A 25,037-nucleotide genomic window follows, 5' to 3' on the forward strand; every position below is an offset into this window, starting at 1 on the left:
TTATGCCTCGTTCAGTTGTGGTTGAGCTTTTGGTGCATTCACCGTAAAAAACTCATCGCCAAAGTTGTGATTGATTAGGTGCTGCGCATCGCAATCGCCTGCTTGGAATGGAATCAGAGTTAAACCGTAGCGGAACTCGTCCATGTAAACGCGGTAAGAATCGAGCACTTCGCTGCCCCAAGAGTTAGAGCCTAAGCCCATCACTTGGTGATCTAGGTTTAACGTGATGTAACCGCTTTTCTCTAGCTCAATGGTGTGTTGTGCTTGGTGCAGGTTTTGGTTGGTGTAGAACCATGCGCTGAAGTTGATTTCTTGCTGTGGTTTTACTGCAATACCATTACCCGCGCGGCTTGAAAGCGCAGCCCAACGAACGTGTTGGCGGTTGCCGTTGTTCTGTGGGAACGGGTAGTTCTCGAACATGTCTGCAACGGTTGATTGGTACACATCAATCATGTTGGCTTGCTTGCTGTCTTGGTAGTTCTCTTCAGGGCCGCGTCCGTAATATTGGACTTGGTCGAAGTCGCCGTTGATGCCCATATCAAAACCAATCACAGGAATTACATGAGGGTACTCACCGTAACGTTCGCCGCTTAGCTCAACGTTCAATTGGCCTTCAGCATTAACTTGGTAGCGATATTCACAACGCATGCCGAAATCGAATACTGGTGGAGCAATGATGCTGGTGGTGGTGATCTCTACCTTGCCATTTACCTGTTCAACGTTAACGCATTCAAGGTCAATGCTACGGAAGTGCTCCTGCATAATTTGCAAGTGTGCAGGCTCCCAGTAACCATCGTGCTCTTGTTTATGGTTATCGATCATTGGCTTGAAGAAGTTGATTCGTGGTTCTGACTTAATCATCTCTTCGCCATTGACCAACCATGACGTCAGCTTGCCGTTCACTTTCGAGAAGTTCAGTGCGAAGTTGTGGCCTTTGATTAGGTAAGCTAAACGAGACTCTTCCACATTCAGTGCTGTCGCATTGTTGTTAGTGAAGGCTTCTAGCTGTGCTGTGTTCTCTTTCACTTGGAATTGATACACCGCGATGTCGTGGTTCGCTTCGCTGTAAGGCGTACGAGAATCCTTGCGCACGGTAAAGTTCACAAACACTTCGCGCTCATCAAGTTGTGGCAAGTTAAGTGTCAGTTCACGGCTCGAGTTTTCTGCCAGTTCTTCAATCTTGATGTGTTGCACAGCAATGGTTTCACCTTCAGCACGGATTTCCGCAGTGATGGTGTAGTCATCGATGTTTGAGAACCAAAGTTTGTTGTCTACTGTGAAGGTGCCGTCTTCAGCATTGAAGTCACGGATCTTCACTGGTGCGATAACCTGCTTGTACTCTTTTAAGCCTGGCCCCGGTGTTTGGTCTGGGTAGATCAAACCGTCCATGCAGAAGTTGTAGTTGTTCGGGTAGTCACCGTAGTCACCGCCGTACTTATAGAACTCAGTACCCGCTTCATCACGCGCTAGAATGCCGTGGTCACACCATTCCCAAACGTAGTGACCTTGAATTGCATCGTGCTTGTAGAACACGTTTTGGTATTCGGTTAAGCCACCCGGGCCATTACCCATTGCGTGTGCGTATTCACAGATAATGCGTGGTTTTTCATGTGGGAATTCACCGAAGGCATTCATCAGTTGAGCACGTGAGTACATGGTTGAAATGATGTCGACCACTTCAGCATCGCGGTCTTCTTCATAGTGAACCAAGCGGGTGTCATCAATCGCTTTTGCCGCATCGTACATAGAGCGGATATTGCAGCCGTAGCCTGATTCGTTACCTAAAGACCACATGATGATAGAAGGGTGGTTCTTTTGAGCGTGGATATGACGTTCGATACGTTCAACAAACACCGCTTCCCATGCTGCATCGTTAGTGATGCGGCTTAGGTCGCCAACGTTAGCAAAGCCGTGAGTTTCGACATCGGTTTCACCCATCACGAACAGGCCGTAGATGTCACACAGTTCGTAGAAACGTGGGTCATTCGGGTAGTGCGCAGTACGTACTGAGTTGATGTTGTGTTGCTTCATCAACACTAAGTCTTTCTCAACGCGATCCATGCCCACAGCACGACCTTTCAGGTGGTCGTTGTCGTGACGGTTTACACCATGCAGCATCACGTATTTGTTGTTGATGTAGAACAGACCATCGCGAACTTTAATGTCTCGGAAACCAACGCGCTGTGGAATCACTTCTAGCACTTCGCCGTCTGTGTCTTTTAGCGTCAGCAACAGTTGGTAAAGGTATGGGTTTTCAGCATTCCATTGAACAGGGTTCACGACATCGATAGAGAATTGAGTGTTCGCATTGCCGCCAGTCTGTTGGTTAGGAACAGTTAAGTTATCTACTGAGCCTTGGGAGATAACTTGGCTGCCATCAAGCAATGCGTACTCAAGAGTTGCGTTAGTCGCTGCTGCTAGGTTTTCTAGTTCCACTTTGCACGAAAGGGTCGCGCTTTGGTAAGCGTCGTCAAAATCAGTACGAACCATTAGGTCTTGAACGTGAAGTTGTTCTTTACCAACAAGGTAAACATCACGGAAGATACCGCCCGTCCACCACATGTCTTGGTCTTCAATGTAGGTGGAGTCTGCCCACTGCATCACGCGAATAGAAAGTAGGTTGTTGCCCGCTTTTACGTGGCTAGAGATATCGAATTCAGCGGTTAGGCGGCTGCCCTTGCTGAAACCAACGTACTCACCATTTACGTAAACTTCGAAGTAGGTCTCTACGCCATCGAATTTAATAATGGTTTGTTTCTCGTTCCAGCTGTCGCCAAGGAAGAACGAACGTTGGTATGCGCCTGTCGGGTTATCTGACGGTACGAAAGGTACATCAATTGGGAATGGGAAACCTTCATCTGTGTACTGAAGATCGCCGTGGCCTTCCATCTGCCACATATTTGGCACCGTAATGTGGCCCCAATCGCTCATCTCTTGAGAGTAAAACTCTTCAGGAACCAAGAGCGGGTTAGTGAAGTAGCTGAAATTCCATTGACCACTTAGTAGTTGGAAGTGGCTGCTTAGTTCACGTTGAAATGTTTTAGCGGTTTTTTCTGATGCGTATGAGAAGAAGTAAGCACGTGGTGCCATACGGTTCTCATGTAAGTTCAGGAAGTTTTCCCAGTTGTTCACGTTGCCTCTCTCTCGGTCTGAATGCAGTTTGCTGACCGACGTTCTTATGCGTAATTGGGTCGTAGTGAATACGAGTATTTTTGGATTGAGGTAATTATTAGTAAAAGTTTTACTAAATGAAAATGGTGAAAACGTTTTACTTTAACTTCATCACGTTTTTTATGGTCTTTTTACGGTGCTGTGTGATCCACTTAAAAGAATGCTATTGGCTGATTTATGTAGCAGATTAAAGAGGGGGATACGTGGAGATTGATGTATGTGACGGGCACAAAAAAGGCCACCTTCAACAAAGGTAGCCTTTATTTATCTACTTGATATATTTAATTATTTTGTTGTATCGCGCAGCTTGAGTTTGCTTGGTACATAGACACGTAGTGGGATGGTTCGGCCGTCGCGTACTTTCTCAATCAGCAGATTAACGCCTTGAATTCCCATCAATTCAGAGTGAATACGAACAGTTGATAAAGATGGGAAGGTAAATTTAGCTGTTGGGATGTCGTTTACACTGATCAGCGCAATATCTTCAGGGATGTTTAATCCGTGCTCATGAACTGCTCGTAAAACGCCAATTGCGATGGAATCTGACGCAATAAACATGGCTTTAGGGTAGTCGTCCGTCGCGAGCATCTGTTTTGCAAGCTTGTAACCTGATGAGCTAGAGAAGTCACCACGGTAGATGTCTTGCTCACTGACAACGTTCTTGAGGCCACCATATTCAGCAAAAGCGACTTCACGAATATCAGGGGTATTGACGTCGTCTTGGCCACCAATAAAGCCGATGCGCTCATAGCCTTGGTTGATAAAGAAGTTGGTGATCTCTTTGCTGATCAAAGCCAGGTCGATATCGACAGAGTCATAAGGTTCTGAGTGATCGGTAAAATCGACATAACAGATATTATCGCTCAGCTTTTTAGCTTGCTCGATAACCTCTGGTGTCATTCTACCCACCAACAAAACACCTGTGATTGGTGCTGAATTGATCTGTATTTTACTTTCATAACAGTTGGTTAGCTTAACTTCCATCTTTTCACATTGGGTTTCAATCCCGTGGCGAATCGATAGATAGTAAGGGTCGTTAACTTCCGCTTCTTGCTTGTAGTTATACAGTGCTAGGAAGTGATGGTTTTGTTTTTTACTGCTAACGGTTTTTCGTGAGCTGCTGGTTTTGTATTCCAACTTCTCTGCAATTTCAAAGATACGCCTTTTGGTCTCTTCCTTGACGCTTAATGTTGGATCTTCATTGAGAACCCTTGAAACTGTAGCCAATGATACATTCGCTTCAGTCGCGATATCTTTTAACGTTGCCATACTCACTTCCTGTTATTGGAACATTGCGCTGCTTTGAAATTGGTATTTAGTAAAAAAGCAATGCACCTCTTTATTCTACAGACCTATTGTAATCAAACTGGACGTCATTGCATTAACTTTTAGTAAAATAAATGCTCAACTCATCTGTGATGTCTCAAATCTAACTGTCTATAATTATCTTATTAAAATTCAATGAATTAGAGGTTAACAGCTATACGTTCTCTCTATGTCATGATCAGTTCCAATGATGAAAGTTAGTGTAAACGTTTACACTTCGTGGTTTTGATCACAGAATTATAGTCAAAATGGCTGCTACTATTTCTGACATACGGTGCTACTGAGCTGAATGTCAGTTCGAGTTAGCCCACGAATGACGACAAAGAGAGGTTGATTGTGAAAGTACTGGTTACGGGCGGCATGGGTTACATCGGAAGTCATACATGCATTCAAATGATACAGGCAGGTATGGAGCCGATCATTGTTGATAACCTTTGCAACAGCAAAGAGCTAGTGCTGAAACGAATCGAATCGTTAACTGGCAAGCGACCAACGTTTTATCTTGGCGACATTCGTGACCAATCTTTTCTAGATGGCGTGTTTTCAGAAAACGATATCCAAGCGGTGATTCACTTTGCTGGCCTGAAAGCGGTAGGGGAGTCGGTGGCTAAGCCTTTGGAGTACTACGATAACAACGTTAATGGTTCACTAGTGTTAGCTCGAAGCATGAAGAAAGCGGGCGTGAAAAGCATCGTATTTAGTTCTTCGGCTACCGTTTACGGCGATCCAGAAGTAGTGCCGATTACTGAAACTTCACCAACTGGCGCGACAACTAACCCTTATGGTCGCAGCAAATATATGGTGGAAGAGTGCTTGAGCGATCTGTTCAACGCTGAAAACGACTGGAGCGTGACTTTACTGCGCTACTTTAACCCTGTTGGTGCACACCCATCAGGCACCATGGGAGAAGACCCACAAGGCATTCCAAACAACCTAATGCCGTTCATCGCACAGGTTGCTGTAGGCCGTAGAGAGAAGCTTTCTATCTTTGGAAACGATTACCCAACACCGGATGGAACTGGTGTTAGAGACTACATCCACGTAATGGATTTGGCTGATGGCCACGTAGCAGCATTAAAAGCCGTGGGCGAGAAAGCGGGCTTACACATTTACAACCTAGGTACGGGCAAAGGCTCAAGTGTACTCGAGATGGTTGAAGCCTTCGCACAAGCATCGGGCAAACCGGTTCCTTATGAACTTTGCCCACGCCGCGCAGGTGACATTGCCGAATGTTGGGCAAGTACTGAAAAAGCAGAGCGCGAGCTTGGCTGGAAGGCGACGCGTAGCGTGATGGAGATGACGGCGGATACATGGAATTGGCAGTCGAATAACCCACAAGGTTACTAAAGAACTTTTAAGCTATTGAAAAAATAGAGATTCCAGATATCTCGTGCCTTTATTCTGGAATGACGGATGAGCATAAGGCTATGAAGTGGTGGCCTTTGCACAAATAGCACAACGAGATTACACGTCATTCCCTACAGCGAGGCACGAGCGTGATAGGGAATCTCCTTGTAGAAGAATTATTCATCTTGGTGAATTGACCAAGACACAAAATTTGAGAGCAATCTAAACATGTCAAAAGTTGAATTTAACCCAGTAGACCACCCGCATCGTCGTTATAACCCATTAACGGGTCAGTGGATCTTAGTATCACCGCACCGAGCAAAACGTCCTTGGAGTGGCCAAGATGAAAAACCATCGACTGCGCAGCTTCCTGCGTATGAGAAAGAGTGTTTCTTGTGCCCAACCAATACGCGTATCTCGGGCGACGAAAACCCAGATTACGACGGCACTTACGTATTCAGTAATGATTTCGCGGCCTTGATGCCCGATTCGCCTGACGCTCCAGAGTCTGAAAACCCTCTATTCAAGACTCAAGGTGTTCGCGGGTTGAGCCGCGTGATCTGTTTTTCTCCGGACCACAGCAAAACGCTGCCAGAGTTACCAGTAAACAAGATTCGCGGTGTTATCGACACATGGAATGAACAGATTGAAGAGCTAGGTAAAGACTACCTATGGGTTCAAGCGTTTGAAAACAAAGGCGAGACCATGGGCTGTTCTCAGCCACACCCACACGGTCAGATCTGGGCAAACAGCTTTTTGCCCAACGAGATTGAACGCAAAGAGAAACTGTTAAAAGAGTACTTTGAACAACAAGGTTCGAATCTTTTAGTGGATTACGTTGAATCTGAAATGAAAGACGGCTCTCGCACTGTGGTTGAAACTGAACATTGGATCGCTGTGGTGCCTTATTGGGCTGCGTGGCCATTTGAAACCATGTTGCTACCAAAAACACACATCCGCCGTATGAGCGAACTGACTGACGAACAACGTGATGATCTAGCGCTTGCGATTAAGAAGCTGACTAGTCGTTACGACAACTTGTTCCAGTGCTCATTCCCTTACTCAATGGGCTGGCACTATGCGCCGTTCTTCGAAGAAGGTACGGACATCGATCACTGGCAACTGCATGCATTGTTCTACCCGCCGCTACTACGCAGCGCATCGGTTCGTAAGTTCATGGTGGGCTACGAAATGTTGGCTGAGTCTCAGCGTGATTTAACCGCAGAACAAGCGGCGCAGCGTCTTCGTGATTTGAGTGACGTTCACTATAAAGATCAGGAATAGCCTGTTTCGTAGATAACGAGTGAGATTCCTGATATCTCGTCCCTCGATTCTGGAATGACGACAGGTGAGAAGCCCATAAGTTTAAGAGCTTAGAAGCTTAGAAGTATAGAAGTTTAGTCGCTGATGTTGTCATTCCCTACCGTGAGAGACGAATGAGATAGGGAATCTAAAAGAATTAAAGTGGTGCCGTGAAGGGGCCATAACCAATTGAACAAAGAGTTTACTTATGTCTGACCTAATCCAAAACGTGAAAGCATCTTTTGAGCAAGTCCTTGGTTACCAAGCGACTCATATTATCCAAGCACCAGGTCGTGTGAACCTGATCGGCGAGCACACTGACTACAACGATGGTTTTGTTCTACCGTGTGCCATTAACTACCAAACGGTAGTCGCCGCGGCTAAGCGTGACGACAACATTGTTCGTGTAGTATCAGTGGACTACGGTAATGCAGTCGATGAGTTCGATTTAACTCAAGAGATCACCTTCCAACAAGACAAAATGTGGGCGAACTACATTCGTGGTGTGGTGAAGTGCTTAAAAGGTCGCGGCTTTGAATTTACAGGTGCAGACATCTCTGTAACGGGCAACGTGCCTCAAGGTGCAGGTTTAAGTTCTTCTGCGGCGCTGGAAGTGGTGATTGGTCAAACATTCAAGGTGCTTTATAACCTAGAGATCAGCCAAGCTGAAGTGGCGCTAAATGGTCAGCAGGCCGAAAACGAATTTGTGGGCTGTAACTGCGGCATCATGGACCAAATGATCTCTGCAGAAGGTCGCGCAAACCACGCGATGCTTTTGGATTGTCGTAGCCTAGAGACTCAAGCGGTTTCAATGCCAGAAGATATGGCTGTGGTTATCATTAACTCAAACAAGAAACGCGGCTTAGTCGACAGCGAATACAACACACGTCGTGAACAGTGTGAAGAAGCGGCGCGCATCTTTGGTGTTCCGGCACTTCGTGATGTGACCATTGAGCAATTCAAAGCGAAAGAGTCTGAATTGGATGAAATGGTCGCGAAACGTGCTCGTCACGTGATTACTGAAAATGACCGTACTGTTGAAGCGGCTCAAGCTCTACGCACTCATGATATGAAGCGTATGGGCGAGTTGATGGCTGAATCGCATGCATCAATGCGTGATGATTTTGAAATCACGGTGAAAGAGATTGATGCGCTGGTTGATATGGTCAAAGAAGTGATCGGTGAACAAGGTGGCGTGCGTATGACTGGCGGTGGTTTCGGTGGTTGTATTGTGGCATTGGTTCCACCTGCATTGGTTGATGAAATCAAAACAACCGTTGAACAGAAATATCAAGCGGCGACGGGGCTAAAAGAATCTATTTATGTGTGCCAAGCGAAAGACGGAGCAGGCTTAGTTGAAGTAATCTAACGGCTTCGAGACTTAATATAGAGCTTACCAAGTAAAAAGATCATGGTAGGCCAAATGCTAAAGCCTTTACTTCAGGTAGAGGCTTTTTACTGGCACTAGAAGGAATTTAGAATGACACAAGAGCAAAACCTGCATCAATCCATGGCGCAGACTCCAGCCTATGATGGCCAACCCGCTCAGTTAGTGACGCTATCAAATACGCATGGGATTCAAGTGACATTCATGGATATTGGTGCAACATGGTTGAGCTGTATCCTGCCAGTAAAGGGAAACAAAAGAGAAGTGTTGTTGGGTGTTAACTCAATGGAGAACTTCGATAAACAAGCCAGCTATATGGGCACAACCGTTGGCCGTTATGCTAACCGCATTGCTAATGGTCGTTTCAAAATTGATGGTCAGAATTACAAGCTGGAAACCAACCAAGCGGGCAATACCTTACATGGTGGCCCGAACGGATTTGATAAACGCCGTTGGAATATTGCCGAGCAAACCGAAACGTCAGTGGTGTTCAGTCTAGAGTCTGCTGATGGCGACCAAGGATTCCCGGGGAATTTGAATGTGTCGGTACGTTATGACATCACCGAAGACAATCGAGTGTCCATTAATTACTCTGCAACCACAGACAAGCCGACTGTAGTCAACCTAACGAATCATGCGTACTTCAATCTACTTGGCGCTGAAGCTGGACACGATTGTTTGTCACACATTGTCAGTATCAATGCTAATCAGTTCTTACCGACCAATTCGGTGGGTATTCCGTTAGGTAACCTTAAATCAGTGAAATCGACCAGCTTTGACTTCAATCAGCCTATGATGATCTCAGAGCGTTTGTTGGGCGATGAACAGCAGAAAGCAGCAAAGGGTTACGACCACTCTTTCTTATTGGCTGATGGCTGCAAACGCACTCAATACGCCGCGACCGTAACCTCACCGGATGCGCTCGTCACACTAAAAGTATTTTCAACCAAACCTGCGATGCAGCTATACACCGGAAACTGGCTTGGTGGCACACCAAACCGAAGTGGTGGCAGCTATGAAGACTACGCTGGTTTGGCGCTAGAAACCCAGTTCTTACCTGACTCTCCTAACCACCCAGAGTGGAAGCAGGACAGTTGTATTCTCAAGCCTGAACAAGAATATAACTACAGTACCTGTTACCAGTTTGAATTTTCGGGGGATTCTTCAAACTAGTACGCTCTAGCTCAAAGCGGTTACGTCAATATCTTTTGTTTGTGAATAGGACGATGTGAATTATCGCGTTGTTCTTGGGGGATGAGCAAAAGTGGCGCTCAACAAGAGTGCGGTTTATTAAGCGCGATTGTTGAGTATCTGAGTAAGGTAGGAAAGCCCTAACAGAAGCGATTCTGTTAGGGCTTTTTTTGTTTATTGCTTGATGAGTCGACCAGAACCTAGACTTTCTCTACCGAATTACGGCGTACCAGAGTTGGAGAGAACATCATTGGTTCAGTTGAGGTGTTTTCACCTTTGGCTAAGTGCAACGCGAGTCGTGTCGCTTTCTCTGCCATCATCTGAATCGGGTAGCGAATAGTGGTGAGCTTTGGATGAACATAGCGGGCAATCAAACCATCATCGAAACCGATGATCGACATTTTGTCTGGCGCTTGAATACCGTTTTCATCAAGGACAGACAAAGCACCAGCTGCCATGTAATCGTTGTACGCCACAATGCCAGTGATTGGCAGTGACTTAGTCAGAAGGTTAGTCATGGCGTATTCGCCACCGTCACTGGTCGGCGCTGAGTATTCAATATAGCTGTCAGAGAGCGCTATTTTGTAATCTGAGAGTGCCGCTAAGTAACCTTGGATACGCTCATCGGCATCTTCAATGCTATGCGATGAGGCGATACAGGCAATGTTCTTATGGCCATGGCGGATCAGATATTCCGTCGCAAGATACGCACCTTTTTTGTTGTCTAAGAAAATACAGTGGTTGGCAATCTCAGCAATATAACGGTTGATCAGTACTAAGCCTTTGACCTCTTTTGCATAGGCAATCAGTTCTTCGTCGGTGAGGCCTTTAGAGTGGATCACCAGGGCGTCACAACGGCTGTTAATCAGCAATTCAATCGCTTGTCTCTCTTCTTCACGATCGTGCGAGCCATTACCGACAAGGATATGTTTTCCGTTCTCACGAGCGACATTGTCGACAGCCTTAACCAGCGTGCCAAAAAAGGGATCGGAGATGTCACCGACCAATACACCAACAGTGTTCGTGCTTTGGCTTACCAGCGCTCGAGCATTGGCATTCGGTCGATAGCCAAGTTTAGACATCGCTTTAGTTACAGACTCTACCGAGCTTGCACTCGCCTTGGGAGACTTGTTGATCACTCGAGATACGGTTGCAACAGAAACACCAGCTTCCTTTGCTACATCTTTAATTGTTGCCATTTTTAACCTCTATACATTGCTTCATCTATTTAACACCGACAATGATAGTAAGGCAACGAAACTCTCATTTTACTTCCAGTAATGAGATCTTTACCGCTTGTAATTATTAGGCTTAATGCTAGTGTAAACATTTACATTTTACTTAATTTTAGTAAATGATTTAATGAGTGAAAATAAACCAATATAGGAAGTGAGAAATGGATACTGTCTCTTATGGTGACTTTGCTAAGTTAGAAATGCGTGTGGGTAAGATCATTGAGGTTGTGCGTCATGAAAACGCCGACAAGCTTTACATAGTGCAAGTGGATGTTGGTGACAAGACACTGCAAACGGTGACCAGCCTAGTCCCTTACTACACAGAAGAAGAGTTGATGGGTAAGCAGGTTGTTGTTTTGTGCAATCTAGCGAAGGCGAAGATGAGAGGCCACACTTCTGAGTGCATGTTGCTTTGTGCAGAAACGGAAGATGAATCTGAAAGTGTATTGCTAACACCTGAACGTGCGATGCCAGCAGGTATTCGTGTCGTTTAAGCTCACTTTAGGTTGGTGAGTCAATGTGTTCACCAACCTAAATCAACTAGCTGCGTACAGTTAGTATCAAGCCATCAATCACACTGTGATGGTGATCGGAAACCCCAGCAAGGTTGCCGTATTTAGGCTGGTGGCGATCATTTTCTAATGGGTGATGCCAACCTTGTGTGTGTTTAACGAAGTGCGCCGCAAAGCTTTCAGACACCTCTAAACATCCTGCTAATACAGTATCGACGTAGGTTTGAACGATAGGGCTGTTTTCGCAAGGTGCTTCAATCTCGTCTTTGATGTAAACCCAGATCGGTTGATCCTGTTTGAATTCATCTTGGCTTTCTATCTGAGAGGCCTTTAATTCGATACGGTGATAACCACGCTCACGGCGATCAAACTCAGCCAGTGCAATATCATCCACCTCAAGCAACACACCATTCACTTGTCCTTCGCCGAGATTGACGATCAAAGGGGATAAGACATAGCTGTCATCGATCTTGCTCCAATGGCGAATCAAGCCATGAACAATCGCAGGGATCGCTTGCCCTGTCTGACCGGTAAGCTGACGTGAAGATGAGTTGATTAAACTGCCATAACCAAAAATATACATCGCATTCCTTGTCTGAGTTGTTCCATTTAAGTCTAGTCTTACTATATGTGGCGAGATACCAAAAGTCAGTAAGTTTCTATTTATACATGCATGTGTCTTTATGACTCTTTTGGTTGTGTTTTTTTGACTTATTTATTGGCTATTGAATCTCGTGAGTCGCTGTTTTTACTGGTTTTATCTAATTGGCGCGTTTCATGCAATGTGATCTGCATATTGCATCGGATTTGATGCACACAAAATTTGGTTTAGGTAATACCTTGGCCGCTTATCTGAGAATTAGGAGCGAGTTTGTTAAATATCACAGATAAAAGTGTAGAAGACGCGATTCCAGCCTACCTGCGTTTAGGCTTTCGACCTTTCTTCTTTTTAGGCAGTCTCTATGCAGTGATCGCGATTGTCGCTTGGGTCATCATGTTCCAAAACGGTCAGCCTGAGATTTTAAAAGTTCCCGCACTGTGGTGGCACGTGCATGAGATGCTGTTTGGTTTCTCAATGGCGATAGTGGTCGGTTTTGTGTTAACGGCAGTACAAACGTGGACGGGTGTCAATGGCACCAAGCATTATCGATTAGCTGCGCTAGTCGGTTTGTGGCTCGCACCTCGTATTCTGTTTTGGACACCCGCTCCGTTATGGCTGATCTCGTCGGTTGAGGCGCTGTTCTTAGTCTTCGCCGCCTACGAAATTGGTTTTCGAGTCGTGAAGTCGAAAGGCTGGAAGAACCTGTTTTTTGTGCCGCTGTTTATATTGGCTATCGTGGCGAACTCTGCTAGTTACGCGACCATTAAGGGAATGCCTCCATTTCCATCGTCTGCAGTTTGGCATGCCATGTTGTGGTGGTTTACCTTGCTCTTATCAGTGATGGGTGGGCGAGTAATCCCATTCTTCACAGCGCGTCGTTTTGATTTCGAAAAAGCGCAGCCCTTGGTTTGGTTGGAATGGTTAGCCAATCTACCTTTGGTTGGCTTATTTGTGTTGAGCTTCTTCCCATTGACCTTTGCTCAAGTCGGCAATGAGTTGATGGTATTTGCAGGTGTGACACAGTTGGTGCGCTTTATCCGCTGGAAGCCTTGGACAACACTATCAGAACCCTTGGTGTGGTCGCTGCATGCGGCTTACCTATGTATCCCTCTCAGCTTGCTCTTACGCGGTTTGCTAAATAACCCGTTCGCGAGCCATAACATGCTGCACCTGTTTGCGATTGGCGGTTTGAGTGGGTTAATTCTGGCGATGATCACGCGCGTGACAATGGGACATACTGGCCGTGCTATCTATAAAGGGCCAAGTATGGCTTTGGCGTTCTCGGCTATATTTATCGCGGCACTCGTTCGTAGTTTAGGTGTGACATTCTTCCCGGCGTATTTATTTGAGATGGTCAATATCAGCGCGGGTTTATGGACGTTAGCGTTCGGTCTATTTATCTGGAAATTTGGGATGATGCTGTTAACGCCAAGAGTGGATGGTCACCCGGGCTAAGCCAATTAATTATCAATTGATACAGAAAGGGAAGCTCAGAGCTTCCCTTTTTGATCTTGATAACTCATTAAGTATTCGCAGCAAGATATTGACGTACCTGTGTGATGAGATCTTCCTTGGCGTGAGGCGAGATGAAACTGGCTTCGATGGCATTAATACTGAATTGTGCTAATTCGTTTTTCGTCAGTGGATGAGCATTGGCGACGGCGAGGAAGTTATCATTCATATAGCCGCCGAAGTAAGCCGGATCATCGGAATTGATGGTGACGCACAGCCCTTTTCTCAGCAACTCGACGATGTTGTGCTCTTGCATGGTCTCAAACACCTTGAGCTTGGTATTCGATAGCGGGCAGACTGTTAGAGGTGTGCGTTTTGCTATTAGCTGTTCCATCAGATCCTCATCTTCTACACAGCGAACGCCATGATCAATTCGGGTAATGCCTAACAAGCTCACTGCGTCGATAATATTTTGTGCTGGGCCTTCTTCTCCGGCGTGCGCGACAGTCAGAAAGCCTTGGTTGATCGCTTCTTGGAATACATGTTTAAACTTCTCTGGTGGATTGCCCTGTTCTGATGAATCTAACCCAACGGCAATGATCTTATCTTTATAAGGAAGGGCTTGTTTGAGTGTTTCAAAAGCGCTGTCTTCATCGAGATGACGCAGAAAGCACATGATCAGTTGGCTGCTGATACCAAGCTCTTGCTCCACTTGATTCAAAGCTCGAGTAATCCCGCCAACGATGACTTCAAAGTCAATGCCGCGTTCAGTGTGAGTCTGAGGGTCGAAGAAGATCTCAGTATGAACCACATTATCTTGCTGACACTTCAACAGATAAGCCCACGTCAGGTCGTAGAAATCTTGTTCATGAATCAGTACGTTTGCACCTTGGTAATAGATATCGAGAAAGGATTGAAGATTGTGGAACTGGTACGCGTCTCGAACTTGGTCTGGGGTCTCAAAGGGAATCGACAGGTTATTACGCTTGGCGAGTTGGAACATCAGCTCTGGCTCTAATGTGCCTTCTATATGTAAGTGCAGCTCAACTTTGGGTAAATTTTTGATGAAGCTATCCATAGCAACTCCTTAGCTATTTTAATTATGAGCGGAGTAGGTGAGACAGTAGAGTCTATAAACCTGAGCAAGCAGGTATCTCTTTCATTTATCTCTGTTTGAGCATAGTTCATTTCATTGTTATCGATAAAATAGGATAGAAGTTGATGGTGAACCGAGAGTTATGAACCGATTGAAATTAGGCGCAAACGATTTGCAGCATTGGAGTGTGATCCGCTGCAAATATTTGCAGCAATATTCATTGATTTGTGCTCTAATACCGCGCTTACCAAGGGATGGTGTTAAAAGATGCTCACTTAGATGGAGTTATCAAAGTTGACCGATCCCTTAATGATCTCCCTTAGGAAAAAATAGAACATGTCTAAGAACAAAAAATTTGATATCCGCCTTACAGAAAAACGCAACGGTTGGTGTGCAGAGATTACTCGTCAAGTAACGTCTCGCAGCACTACAGTATCTAAGCGTGAGTCTGGTTTCGAAACTGAAGCTCTAGCACAAGAGTGGGCAGAGAAAGAGCTAGCATCTTTCATCGCTAACCAAGCTGAACGTAACGAGCGTAAATCAGAGCAACGTAAAGAGCGTGACGAACTACGTCACACTAAAGAGCTTAAAGCTGAGCAAGCACGTGAAGCGCGCGCTAAAGCTCGTGCAGAAGAGCAACAAGACGCTGAATAATTCAGTGCATGACTAATTTATAGATCCCTTAATTTTAAGATAAGGGATTTGTGAAAAAAAAGCCCCGATACAACTTTTTTCTTTCGAGTTAAAAGTGTTTTGGGGCTTTTTAGTTTGTGGAGTTCTGTTTTATTGTGTTTAAGAGCTCGGTTTGACTTCTCGCTTTTAACGTCGAGCTCTTAAACTGTTAAGCATTGTCTGATCAGTTATTCAGTGCAGTTAGCCAATCGTCTTCTGCCACTTCTTCAATGTAGCTTTCTACTGATTGTCCTACTTCTTCATCGTCTTGCTTGAAGTAAGCGATGTGGAACACAGCATCACCTTCGTTGACCAAAGGCAGAGTTTGCTGACCAATCACGATACCGCCTTTGGTTGTGATCACTTGGCCTTCTTGGTGACCCAATGGAGAGCTGATGTAAGCAAGGGTTTGTCCTGCTTCAACCTGTTCGCCAAGTCTTACCATGTTACGCAAAATACCGTCTGATTCAGCGCGGATCCAGCTGGTGGATTTACTCAATACTGGCTCTGGTAACTTCTTACGGTTAGGGCGCAGCATGCCGATTTCTTTCATCACTTGATGCACGCCAAGGTAACCCGCACGAATCGCGAGGTGATCAAAACGCAGCGCTTCACCACCTTCGTAAGTTAATACAGGAATACCCAGTTTTTCCGCTTCGCTACGCAGTGAACCGTCGCGCAGTGGAGAATCAATAATCACGGGTGTTGCGAACGCTTTTGCGATGCGCAGTGTCTCAGGGTTCGATAGGTTTGCACGAATCTGTGGCAGATTGGTACGGTGAATCGCGCCCGTGTGTAGATCCAGAATGTAATCACAGTGCTTTGCCACGTTCTCAAAGAAGGTGTAAGCGATACGTGATGTTAACGATCCTTTCTCACTGCCAGGGAAGCAACGGTTTAGGTCACGACGGTCTGGTAGGTAACGAGATTTATGGATAAAGCCAAATACGTTAACGATAGGCACAACAATTAATGTCCCTTTCAGTTTCTTTGGATCAATCGCATTGGTCAGTTGTCGTGCAATCTCAACACCGTTTAGCTCATCGCCGTGGATAGCCGCATTTACCATCAGTGTTGGGCCTGCTTGGCGACCGTGAATAATTTCAATCGGGATCGAAAGTGGAGAATGCGTGTAAAGCTGAGCCGCTTGCAGTTCAATCTCCATTCGCTGTCCTGGCTGAACAGTATAACCAAGTAATTCGAAGGGTTGATTAGGTTTTAGTCTTGCCATTTAGGTTGTTCTCAACATGGTGATAATTCGTTAACACGGAATGTATCAATCGTTGATTTTTAGTACGAATCAATCGCTTTACGGTGACGACAAAACTTTTTTATGGACGCGTTTCTTAATTGGTTTCTGTTTTTGATTTGGCTAGTTAGAAGGGGTTTAGAATTGTGAATTTCCTGACAATACATTGATTTAACGCTGATATTTATTGTTCGGTTGGTTGGTATTATTCATCGCCATTTTTTGGCGGCCAAATTCATATATCGAGATAAAAATGAAAAAAACAATTTCAAAAGTCGTTGCACTGGCGGTGGTTTCTGTCGCTTTATCTGGCTGTGTTGGTAGTAACGCAGTAACCGGTTACCTAATGAAGTTTAACGTTAAGGCTGTTGATAACCGTTACGCACGTGGTGGCTTGAACATGCTACTAGCGCCTGCTTACGGCCTAACAGTTGCTGCCGATTACCTGGTATTCAACTCACTAGAGTTCTGGACTGGTAGCAACCCACTAACTGGTTCTCCGCACATCTTTGATACAAAGACTGATACTTACCTAGACATCAACCACCAACTTGATCCGTCTCTAACGGAAGCGCCAGTGGGTCCTATCACGAGTGCAGATGTGATCGAAAAAGGTCAAATGCAGCAGATTGATGAAAACACGATCCAAATGGACATTACTTACCAGTCTGGTGAGCGTGCGACGTTAATCGGTGTTCGTGATGGCGAGATGGTGACGTACTTCATCGATGGCGAAGTTGTGGCACAAACTTCAATTGATGAGCTAGAAAGCTACGCGGCTTCACGCGCTTAATTGTTTATTTAGTCACAAGTAGTAGCTACAAAGATTAGATACAAAAACAGGTACTCAATGAGTACCTGTTTTATTTTGTCTCGAATAAACGGCATTTACTGAAAAGTACTATTTATTGAAAAGCACGGTTCATTGAACAAACATAGCTTATCGAATTAAGCTTTTTCTGGGATCGCTTCAAGCAATGCAACCATTTGGTTCCAGAATAGCTCAACGGTGTCGATCTTCACTTTCTCATCAGGAGAGTGCGGAAACTTGATGGTTGGGCCGAAAGAAACCATATCCATGTTCGGGTAAGGTTCTTTGAATAGACCACACTCAAGACCAGCATGGATAACCATGATGTTTGGCTTGTGACCGTAGATACCTTCGTACATGTCACGGAAGATATGCATGATTTCTGAATCTGCGTCTGGTTTCCAACCTGGGTAAGCACCAGAGAACGCGATGTTAGCGCCTGCTAGTTCAGCAACAGAGTGAAGCATGCTTTCTACTTGGCTACGACCTGAATCTATAAGAGAGCGGATCAGGCAAAGTACTGTGATTGAGTTCTCTTCTGTTGTGATAACACCTACGTTTAGAGACGTTTCCACAACACCTTCAATCTCGTCACTCATACGAATCACGCCGTTTGGACATGCGTTAAGTGCCGCGATAAAGCGAGCTTGGTCTGCTGACGCAAGTGCGCCCATTTCTACAGAAGCTTCTTCATTGAAAGTCACGATGCTGTCTTCTACTTTACCTAGCTCTGTTGAAAGCAGCTCAGTGTAGTAGTTGTATAGTGAAGCCAGTTTTTCTTGGTTTGCCGCAGGAACAGCAACCGTTACGAAACCTTCACGAGGGATCGCGTTACGAAGGCTACCACCTTTGAATTCGACGATGCGAAGGTCTAGCTCTTTTGCGTGACCCGCTAGGAAGCGAGCAAGCAGTTTGTTTGCGTTTGCACGACCTGTGTGGATGTCACAACCAGAGTGACCGCCTTTTAGGCCTTTTAGCGTTAGCTTACGTGTTACGAAGTCAGCTGGAATCGCATTACGAGCAATTTCAAATGTCATTGCGCCGTCGATACCGCCAGCACAACCCATGTACACTTCGCCTTCTTGCTCTGAATCGGTGTTAAGAAGGATATCGCCTTCTAACCAACCCGCTTCAAGACCGAAAGCACCAGTCATGCCTGCTTCTTCATCTACTGTTAGTAGAACTTCGATAGGGCCGTGCTGGATTTCGTTTGAAGCAAGAACCGCTAGGCAAGAAGCCATGCCCATGCCGTTATCAGCGCCAAGCGTTGTGCCTTTAGCTGTAACCCACTCACCATCAATGTATGGTTGAATTGGATCTTTAGCAAAGTCATGAACTGTGTCTTCGTTCTTTTGTGGAACCATATCGATGTGAGCTTGTAGCACTACACCTTTTTTGTTTTCCATACCCGCCGTTGCTGGCTTTTTGATGAATACGTTACCCGTTGGGTCACGACGTACATCTAGGCCTTGCTCTGTTGCCCAAGCAATAATGTATTGAGCAAGCTCTTCTTCATGCTTAGAAGGGTGTGGGATTGAGCAAATCTTATCGAAGAACTGCCAGATAGGGGTAGGGGATAATTTACTGATCTCAGAATGGAATTCAGACACGGATGACTCCTTTTTTATTTAATAACCATATATTTAGGTTTTGTATGGGGAAAAACCTAGAACAAAAATCTAAAATATGGGTCTGTTTTGATGGCAACAGCATACCACTTGAGCGTTTTGACGAGTAGCGGTTCTAAACCTCAAATAGCTCAAATTTTGAAAGCGATCTTGTCCATCTGATCACAGCTAAGCGCCTTGATGCTTATAAATGGAGCAGGCAAACGTTTGTTTAATTCTATTTTGTAGTTTTATTACAAAATAAGTTTGTAAAATAACCGTAAATGGCCAAAAATGTGACGTATAGCAAAAAATACTTGTAATCTTTTTTCTTTAGGGTATATTAATAACCAACTTCTGAGATGAAGAGTAAATGCTCAAAGGATGAGTCCGTTTTATCGCCTCCAAGGAACCGAGAAATCAAATTCGTTTTTTATTGATTTATTAAGGTGATAGTTATGAAAGGTTTACCATCTGCAATGTTCTGGATTAACAGCTCTGTTTACACTAGCAACTTTGCATACCCTACAAGCTTTGGTTACTAATACCGTAAGCATGTAACTCGAACAGTTTTGTTCACCCCTATATATTGGAATTCTTTTACAGCCCTTTTGGTTGACAGATTCTACCGCCACTCAGTTTTGAGTGGCGTTTTTTTTGCCTGCTACTTTTCCAAACCGCTTTCGCTTGTCACTTTCCTTGCTGTTCTGCGTGGTTGTTTTTTAAACGCCGAAATATCAATTTGCGCCTTATTACTGATCCTGTTGAAAAATACATAACTATTGTGAGTTTGAATTCAGAATTTACTGGCTAGATTATCAATGAAAATAACCGATGGTAGAAAAAACAACCAACTAGTTTTAGTGAGTCTATTGTTGTTAATTGTTTGTTTTTAATGGTTATTTATCGATGATATCTTCATTTTTAATCGCTTTGTTTCATACGGCATTCTGATAAATATCGATTAGAGCCTTAATTCTATCTGGAATTTGTTATTTGATAACTTTATAATCCACAGCCAATCGATTACGCAACCGTTTACTTTTTACCCTTATAGGATTCGATAATGTTCGAAAAGCTATTCAAACTCAGTGAAAATGGCACCAATGTGCGCACTGAAATCATCGCAGGTCTAACAACCTTCCTAACAATGGCTTACATCATTTTTGTAAACCCAATGATTCTAGCTGATGCTGGTATGGACCATGGCGCTGTATTTGTAGCAACCTGTTTAGCGGCTGCTATTGGCTGTTTCATCATGGGCTTTGTTGCTAACTACCCAATTGCTCAAGCTCCAGGCATGGGTTTGAACGCATTCTTTACCTACGCTGTTGTAATGGGTATGGGTTATACGTGGCAAGTTGCTCTGGCAGCGGTTTTCGTATCAGGCGTAATCTTCATCTTCTTAAGCATCTTTAAGATCCGTGAATGGATTATCAACTCGATCCCTATGTCTCTGCGTGTTGGTATCTCTGCAGGTATCGGTCTTTTCCTAGCGTTTATTGCGCTTAGCAATGCAGGCATCGTTGTTTCTAACCCAGCAACTAAAGTTTCACTGGGCGACATTACCGCGATTGCTCCTATCCTAGGCTCACTTGGTTTCTTCCTAACGATTGCTCTTGTTCACCGTGGCGTGAAAGGGGCAGTAATGATTGCGATTCTAGCTATCACAGCTCTTGGCATTGTTATTGGTGACGTTCAATACGGCGGCATCATGTCTACACCACCAAGCCTTGCTCCTACATTCATGCAGCTTGATTTCTCTGCTGTATTTGAAATCGGTATGATTTCAGTGGTATTCGCGTTCTTGTTCGTCGATTTGTTCGATACAGCGGGTACTCTGGTTGGTGTTGCAACGAAAGCAAACCTAATCAAAGAAGACGGCAAACTACCTCGCTTGAACAAAGCACTGCTTGCTGACTCTACAGCAACATCTATTGGTGCACTGCTAGGTACATCAAATACTACTTCTTATGTTGAGAGTGTTGCGGGTGTTGCTGAAGGCGGCCGTACCGGTCTAACGGCTGTTGTTGTTGGTATCTTATTCCTACTGGCTCTTTTCTTCTCGCCACTTGCAGGTATGATTCCGGCTTACGCAACATCAGGTGCACTTTTCTATGTAGCAATTCTGATGATGTCTGGCCTAGTTGGCATTGATTGGCGTGATCTTACGGAAGCAGCACCAGTCGTGGTAACATGTCTGCTTATGCCGCTGACGTACTCTATCGCTGAGGGTATCTCACTAGGTTTCATCGCTTACGCTGCAATTAAGCTGCTAAGTGGTAAAGGTCGCGACGTTTCACCTGCTGTGTGGGTAATGTCGGCTATCTTTATTCTTAAATACATTTTCGCTTAATCGTCTAGATTTCTGCTTAATCGCTGAAGAGGCTATGTTTGAAATAGCCTCTAATAACATGACAAAATTATTAGGTTTTATACTATGAGCAACAAATTCGTTATCACTTGGGACAACATGCAGACTTACTGCCGTCAACTTGCTGAAAAGCAAATGCCAGCAGAGCAGTGGAAAGGCATCTGGGCAGTAAGCCGTGGTGGTTTGGTTCCTGGTGCAATCTTGGCTCGTGAGCTAGGTATTCGTCACGTAGATACGATTTGTATTTCTAGCTACGACCACGATCACCAACGTGATATGACAGTAGTTAAAGCACCTGAAGGTGACGGCGAAGGCTTCCTAATCGTTGAAGACTTGGTTGATAGTGGTGACACTGCACGTAAGCTTCGCGAAATGTACCCTAAAGCGAAACTGATCGCTGTATGTGCAAAACCATCTGGCGCTGATTTGCTAGACGAGTACATTGTTGATATCGCTCAAGACACATGGATTGAGCAACCTTGGGATACTAGCCTAAGCTACGTAGAGCCAGTAAATCGCAAGTCAAAATAAGCGTAAACTTAGTTTTTTGAGAAATGACCCTTTATAGGGTCATTTTTTTTTATATTATTAGTAACAACCATTTCTTATTAAGTATCCCAATGTCTGAACCAGAAGAAACGAGCTCGAACCTTTCGGAAACTTTGTTTGTAAAGCACAAGCAAGCGAAAGAGACCTCAATGTTGACACAATACATGCCAAGCTCTGAAGCGCTATTGGATGAGAAACGTGAACAGCAAAACTCATCATGGTATCGAAACCTAAGACGTCTTCAGTGGGTATGGCAAGGCGTTAATCCAATAGAGCAGGAAGCGGTATTGGCTCGCATCGCGTCATCAGATAACTCTCGTACAACCGATGAGTGGCTTGATACGGTCATGGGTTACCGAAGTGGTAACTGGGCATACGAATGGACCAAGCTGGGTATGCAGCATCAAAATCGTTCTAATGAGAAGAATGGTGAAGAGATGGCTGAAGAGCTATTTTCCGCATCGTTGTGCTTCAGTATTGCGGGTTACCCACACCTCAAGAACGACAACTTGGCAGCTCAGGCTCAAGTGTTGGCCAACGCAGCGTATTCTGAAGCGATCAAGCACACTAAGTTGATCGTCAAGCAGATTGATATTCCATACCAAAACAAGAAGATCAAAGCGAACTTGCATCTAACCAAGACAGATAAACCACAACCGGTTGTGATTGTCAGCGCGGGTCTAGATAGCTTGCAAACCGATATGTGGCGCCTGTTTAGGGATTATTTAGCACCTAAGAACATTGCTATGTTAACGGTAGACATGCCATCAATAGGGCACAGTGCACATTGGCCGTTAACAGAAGACTCATCTTGTCTTCACCAAGCAGTGCTGAATGAATTGCCTAACATCCCATGGGTCGATCACCACAAAGTCGGCTTGTTTGGTTTCCGCTTCGGTGGCAATGCGATGGTGAGATTATCTTTCCTCGAGCAACATAAGATTAAAGCGTGTATTTCTTTAGGCGCGCCAATTCACGATATCTTTGTTCATGCAGACAAACTTAAGCAGATGCCTAAAATGCATCTAGATGTGTTGGCTTCGCGCCTTGGTAAAGGGGCGGTCGATATCAATAGCCTTTCTGGGCAGTTGATGGCGTGGTCACTCAAGGTACAAGGTTTGCTGTCAAACAGTAAAACCAGTGTTCCTATCTTGGCATTGGCTCTGGAAGGCGACCCGGTTTCACCGCCAATGGATAATCAACTGGTTGCTATTTACAGTGATTACGGAAAAGCGAAGAAAATCAAAGCTAAGTCAATTACACAAGGTTATGAGCAATCCCTCGAATTGGCGATAAAGTGGCTTGAGGATGAATTATTTAGATGACATTTCTCCTAAATTAGTTAAGCATGAAAAATGTACAAACTAAGTACCTGATACTCAGAGGTCATTTATAAAATCCAAATGCGTAGTTTCTACGTATAACAGTCTGAGTAACGTCATTCTTAACATTGAAAATGGAGATTCAATATGTCAGAAGTGACACAACAACCTACGCATTACCGCTTGTTGAATGTTTTAAAGGCGATCGGGCCTTACTTAAGGGAACCGCAATCAGAAGAAGGCCACTATATCTTTGATTGCTTGTCTGTATGTGTGAACGATAAAAAATCACCAGAAGAACGCGAGTTCTGGGGCTGGTGGCTGGAATTGGATAAGTCGGAAGAGGGATATTCGGCGAAGTACAATATCGGCAAGTACAACATCGATGGTAACTGGGATTCTTTGCCGTTACCTAAAAAGGCGGTCGCTGAGGTCTCTCGAACTCAAGAAGCCTTCCACAAGAAACTGGTTGATGAACTTCAAAGTAAGTTTGAAATCAGTATCCAATTAGACGAAGAGTCTGTCGAATTCGTCTAATTTTAAAGGTTACTCTTCTATATAAAGCAAAAAGGTGCGATTTCGCACCTTTTCTGCTTGTGAATTCCCCTTTTGATTGCTAAAACATCACCTCTTATTTGTTTTATCCATAAAAGACTTCATGACAACAAATCATCAAAGCGGGACAACAACACAGCTTAAAACTGTCGTTGTTAAACTGGGTACCAGTGTCTTAACTGGTGGAACATTGGCATTAGACCGCGCTCATATGGTTGAGCTGGTTCGTCAATGTGCTGAATTAAAAAAACAAGGCCACTCTGTGGTTATGGTTTCGTCTGGTGCAATTGCAGCAGGACGTGAGCACCTTGGTTACCCCGCACTTCCCAACTCAATGGCGAGCAAACAGTTGCTTGCGGCAGTTGGGCAAAGTCAGTTGATTCAAGTTTGGGAGTCTTTGTTTGCTATCTATGGCCTTAAGATTGGCCAGATGCTACTGACTCGTGCTGATCTCGATGATCGCGAGCGTTTTCTTAATGCACGTGACACGATCAACGCACTGGTTGAGCACGATATTATTCCGGTAGTAAACGAAAACGACGCAGTAGCAACCAACGAAATTAAAGTGGGCGACAATGATAACTTGTCGGCCTTAGTGGGTATTTTGTGCGGTGCTGATAAGCTTTTGCTACTAACAGACCAAAAAGGCCTGTTTACGGCTGACCCTCGTAAAGATCCAAATGCTGAGCTCATCAAAGAAGTGAAAACCATTGATGACACGCTGCGTAAGATCGCAGGTGGCAGCGGTACTACGTTGGGTACTGGCGGCATGGCGACAAAACTGCAGGCGGCTGACATTGCTCGTCGCGCAGGCATCGAAGTGATTATTGCTGCGGGCAGTGCTGAAAATGTGGTGTTTGATTCACTGAGTGATAACCCACAAGGCACACGTTTCTTGCCTTTAGCGGAAGCGCTTGAAAACCGTAAACGCTGGATTTTAGCGGGCCCTGCTTCAGCAGGTGACATCGTGGTTGACGACGGCGCAGTAAACGCAGTCAACACCAAAGGCAGCAGCTTGTTGGCGAAAGGGGTTGTTCGAGTTAAAGGCGAATTCTCTCGTGGTGAAGTTACCCAAGTCACAGACAGCAAAGGCAAAGTAATTGCGCGTGGTATCGCCAGTTATTCAAGCCAAGACCTAGCAAAAATTGCAGGCAAGCACAGTAAAGATATTGGCGACATCCTTGGATACGATTATGGGTCAGAAGTCATTCACCGTGACGACCTAGTTGTAATCCAAGAGTAGCTCGTGATGATAAGGTGAATCACCTTTTTGCATCC

At 44.8% G+C, this 25,037-nt stretch carries 20 protein-coding genes; 13 read left to right on the forward strand and 7 right to left on the reverse strand.

The features are described from left to right. Window positions 1-3,132 (reverse strand): beta-galactosidase subunit alpha, encoded by a 3,132-nt coding sequence (ebgA, locus tag AB6E78_RS02985; protein ID WP_372132594.1) that lies wholly within the window; start codon window positions 3,130-3,132, stop codon window positions 1-3. Window positions 3,133-3,456: 324 nt separating this feature from the next. After that, window positions 3,457-4,440 (reverse strand): transcriptional regulator EbgR, encoded by a 984-nt coding sequence (gene ebgR / locus AB6E78_RS02990; RefSeq protein WP_372132591.1) that lies wholly within the window; start codon window positions 4,438-4,440, stop codon window positions 3,457-3,459. A 393-nt stretch (window positions 4,441-4,833) separates the two neighbouring features. Between ebgR and galE the strand changes: the two genes are divergently transcribed. The 4 genes from galE to galM all read left to right on the forward strand — a co-directional run bounded on the left by galE (window position 4,834) and on the right by galM (window position 9,706). Further along, entirely contained in the window at window positions 4,834-5,844 is a 1,011-nt protein-coding gene (galE, locus tag AB6E78_RS02995) for a UDP-glucose 4-epimerase GalE (RefSeq protein ID WP_136978116.1), read from the forward strand. Window positions 5,845-6,072: 228 nt separating this feature from the next. After that, complete coding sequence (locus tag AB6E78_RS03000; RefSeq protein ID WP_065584017.1) at window positions 6,073-7,128, forward strand: UDP-glucose--hexose-1-phosphate uridylyltransferase; 1,056 nt, start codon at window positions 6,073-6,075, stop codon at window positions 7,126-7,128. A 226-nt stretch (window positions 7,129-7,354) separates the two neighbouring features. After that, window positions 7,355-8,515: a galactokinase gene (gene galK / locus AB6E78_RS03005; RefSeq protein ID WP_017060799.1), complete on the forward strand. Its 1,161-nt coding sequence runs from the start codon at window positions 7,355-7,357 to the stop codon at window positions 8,513-8,515. Between the two features lie 111 nt (window positions 8,516-8,626). After that, window positions 8,627-9,706 carry a galactose-1-epimerase gene (gene galM, locus AB6E78_RS03010; protein ID WP_372132587.1) on the forward strand — a complete coding sequence of 360 codons (1,080 nt, stop codon included), beginning with the start codon at window positions 8,627-8,629 and terminating at the stop codon, window positions 9,704-9,706. Window positions 9,707-9,924: 218 nt separating this feature from the next. On the opposite strand, the gene AB6E78_RS03015 is transcribed toward galM, so the two are convergent. Next, window positions 9,925-10,923, reverse strand: coding sequence for a substrate-binding domain-containing protein (locus AB6E78_RS03015; protein WP_017066816.1), 999 nt, complete (start codon window positions 10,921-10,923; stop codon window positions 9,925-9,927). A gap of 197 nt (window positions 10,924-11,120) precedes the next feature. Between AB6E78_RS03015 and AB6E78_RS03020 the strand changes: the two genes are divergently transcribed. Then, window positions 11,121-11,453, forward strand: coding sequence for a tRNA-binding protein (locus AB6E78_RS03020; RefSeq protein ID WP_017060796.1), 333 nt, complete (start codon window positions 11,121-11,123; stop codon window positions 11,451-11,453). A gap of 46 nt (window positions 11,454-11,499) precedes the next feature. Here AB6E78_RS03020 and AB6E78_RS03025 read toward each other — a convergent pair whose 3' ends face one another. Then, window positions 11,500-12,054, reverse strand: a complete 555-nt coding sequence (locus AB6E78_RS03025) for a gamma-glutamylcyclotransferase family protein (RefSeq protein WP_017060795.1) — start codon at window positions 12,052-12,054, stop codon at window positions 11,500-11,502. 288 nt (window positions 12,055-12,342) lie between these two features. Between AB6E78_RS03025 and AB6E78_RS03030 the strand changes: the two genes are divergently transcribed. After that, on the forward strand, window positions 12,343-13,527 hold the full coding sequence (locus AB6E78_RS03030) for an NnrS family protein (RefSeq protein ID WP_372132584.1): 1,185 nt from the start codon (window positions 12,343-12,345) through the stop codon (window positions 13,525-13,527). A gap of 67 nt (window positions 13,528-13,594) precedes the next feature. Here the strand turns inward: AB6E78_RS03030 and AB6E78_RS03035 are convergent, their stop codons facing one another. Then, window positions 13,595-14,602, reverse strand: a complete 1,008-nt coding sequence (locus AB6E78_RS03035) for an adenosine deaminase (RefSeq protein WP_372132581.1) — start codon at window positions 14,600-14,602, stop codon at window positions 13,595-13,597. Between the two features lie 354 nt (window positions 14,603-14,956). Between AB6E78_RS03035 and AB6E78_RS03040 the strand changes: the two genes are divergently transcribed. After that, entirely contained in the window at window positions 14,957-15,274 is a 318-nt protein-coding gene (locus tag AB6E78_RS03040; protein WP_017069509.1) for a DUF3622 domain-containing protein, read from the forward strand. Between the two features lie 202 nt (window positions 15,275-15,476). Here AB6E78_RS03040 and AB6E78_RS03045 read toward each other — a convergent pair whose 3' ends face one another. After that, the gene (locus AB6E78_RS03045; protein ID WP_017060792.1) at window positions 15,477-16,523 is read right to left on the reverse strand and encodes a succinylglutamate desuccinylase/aspartoacylase family protein; all 1,047 of its coding nucleotides are present in this window, start codon (window positions 16,521-16,523) and stop codon (window positions 15,477-15,479) included. Between the two features lie 271 nt (window positions 16,524-16,794). Here AB6E78_RS03045 and AB6E78_RS03050 point away from each other — a divergent pair, with 271 nt between their 5' ends. After that, on the forward strand, window positions 16,795-17,334 hold the full coding sequence (locus AB6E78_RS03050; protein ID WP_017066819.1) for a DUF3332 family protein: 540 nt from the start codon (window positions 16,795-16,797) through the stop codon (window positions 17,332-17,334). Between the two features lie 155 nt (window positions 17,335-17,489). Here AB6E78_RS03050 and AB6E78_RS03055 read toward each other — a convergent pair whose 3' ends face one another. After that, a complete protein-coding gene (locus AB6E78_RS03055; RefSeq protein WP_017069507.1) occupies window positions 17,490-18,962 on the reverse strand; it encodes an aminoacyl-histidine dipeptidase in 1,473 nt (490 codons plus the stop codon). A 1,063-nt stretch (window positions 18,963-20,025) separates the two neighbouring features. Between AB6E78_RS03055 and AB6E78_RS03060 the strand changes: the two genes are divergently transcribed. The 5 genes from AB6E78_RS03060 to proB all read left to right on the forward strand — a co-directional run bounded on the left by AB6E78_RS03060 (window position 20,026) and on the right by proB (window position 25,002). Continuing rightward, window positions 20,026-21,315: an NCS2 family permease gene (locus AB6E78_RS03060; protein WP_017060789.1), complete on the forward strand. Its 1,290-nt coding sequence runs from the start codon at window positions 20,026-20,028 to the stop codon at window positions 21,313-21,315. Between the two features lie 84 nt (window positions 21,316-21,399). Continuing rightward, window positions 21,400-21,864 (forward strand): oxytetracycline resistance phosphoribosyltransferase domain-containing protein Tet(34), encoded by a 465-nt coding sequence (tet(34), locus tag AB6E78_RS03065; protein ID WP_009847475.1) that lies wholly within the window; start codon window positions 21,400-21,402, stop codon window positions 21,862-21,864. A gap of 89 nt (window positions 21,865-21,953) precedes the next feature. Beyond that, on the forward strand, window positions 21,954-23,207 hold the full coding sequence (gene frsA, locus AB6E78_RS03070) for an esterase FrsA (RefSeq protein ID WP_017060788.1): 1,254 nt from the start codon (window positions 21,954-21,956) through the stop codon (window positions 23,205-23,207). Between the two features lie 144 nt (window positions 23,208-23,351). Continuing rightward, window positions 23,352-23,741 (forward strand): sigma factor-binding protein Crl, encoded by a 390-nt coding sequence (crl, locus tag AB6E78_RS03075; RefSeq protein WP_017060787.1) that lies wholly within the window; start codon window positions 23,352-23,354, stop codon window positions 23,739-23,741. 76 nt (window positions 23,742-23,817) lie between these two features. Then, entirely contained in the window at window positions 23,818-25,002 is a 1,185-nt protein-coding gene (gene proB, locus AB6E78_RS03080) for a glutamate 5-kinase (RefSeq protein ID WP_372132578.1), read from the forward strand. Window positions 25,003-25,037: the final 35 nt, after the last annotated feature.

Origin of the sequence: Vibrio sp. 10N.247.310.98, from assembly GCF_041467395.1 — a bacterium.
Lineage (GTDB): Bacteria > Pseudomonadota > Gammaproteobacteria > Enterobacterales > Vibrionaceae > Vibrio > Vibrio crassostreae_C.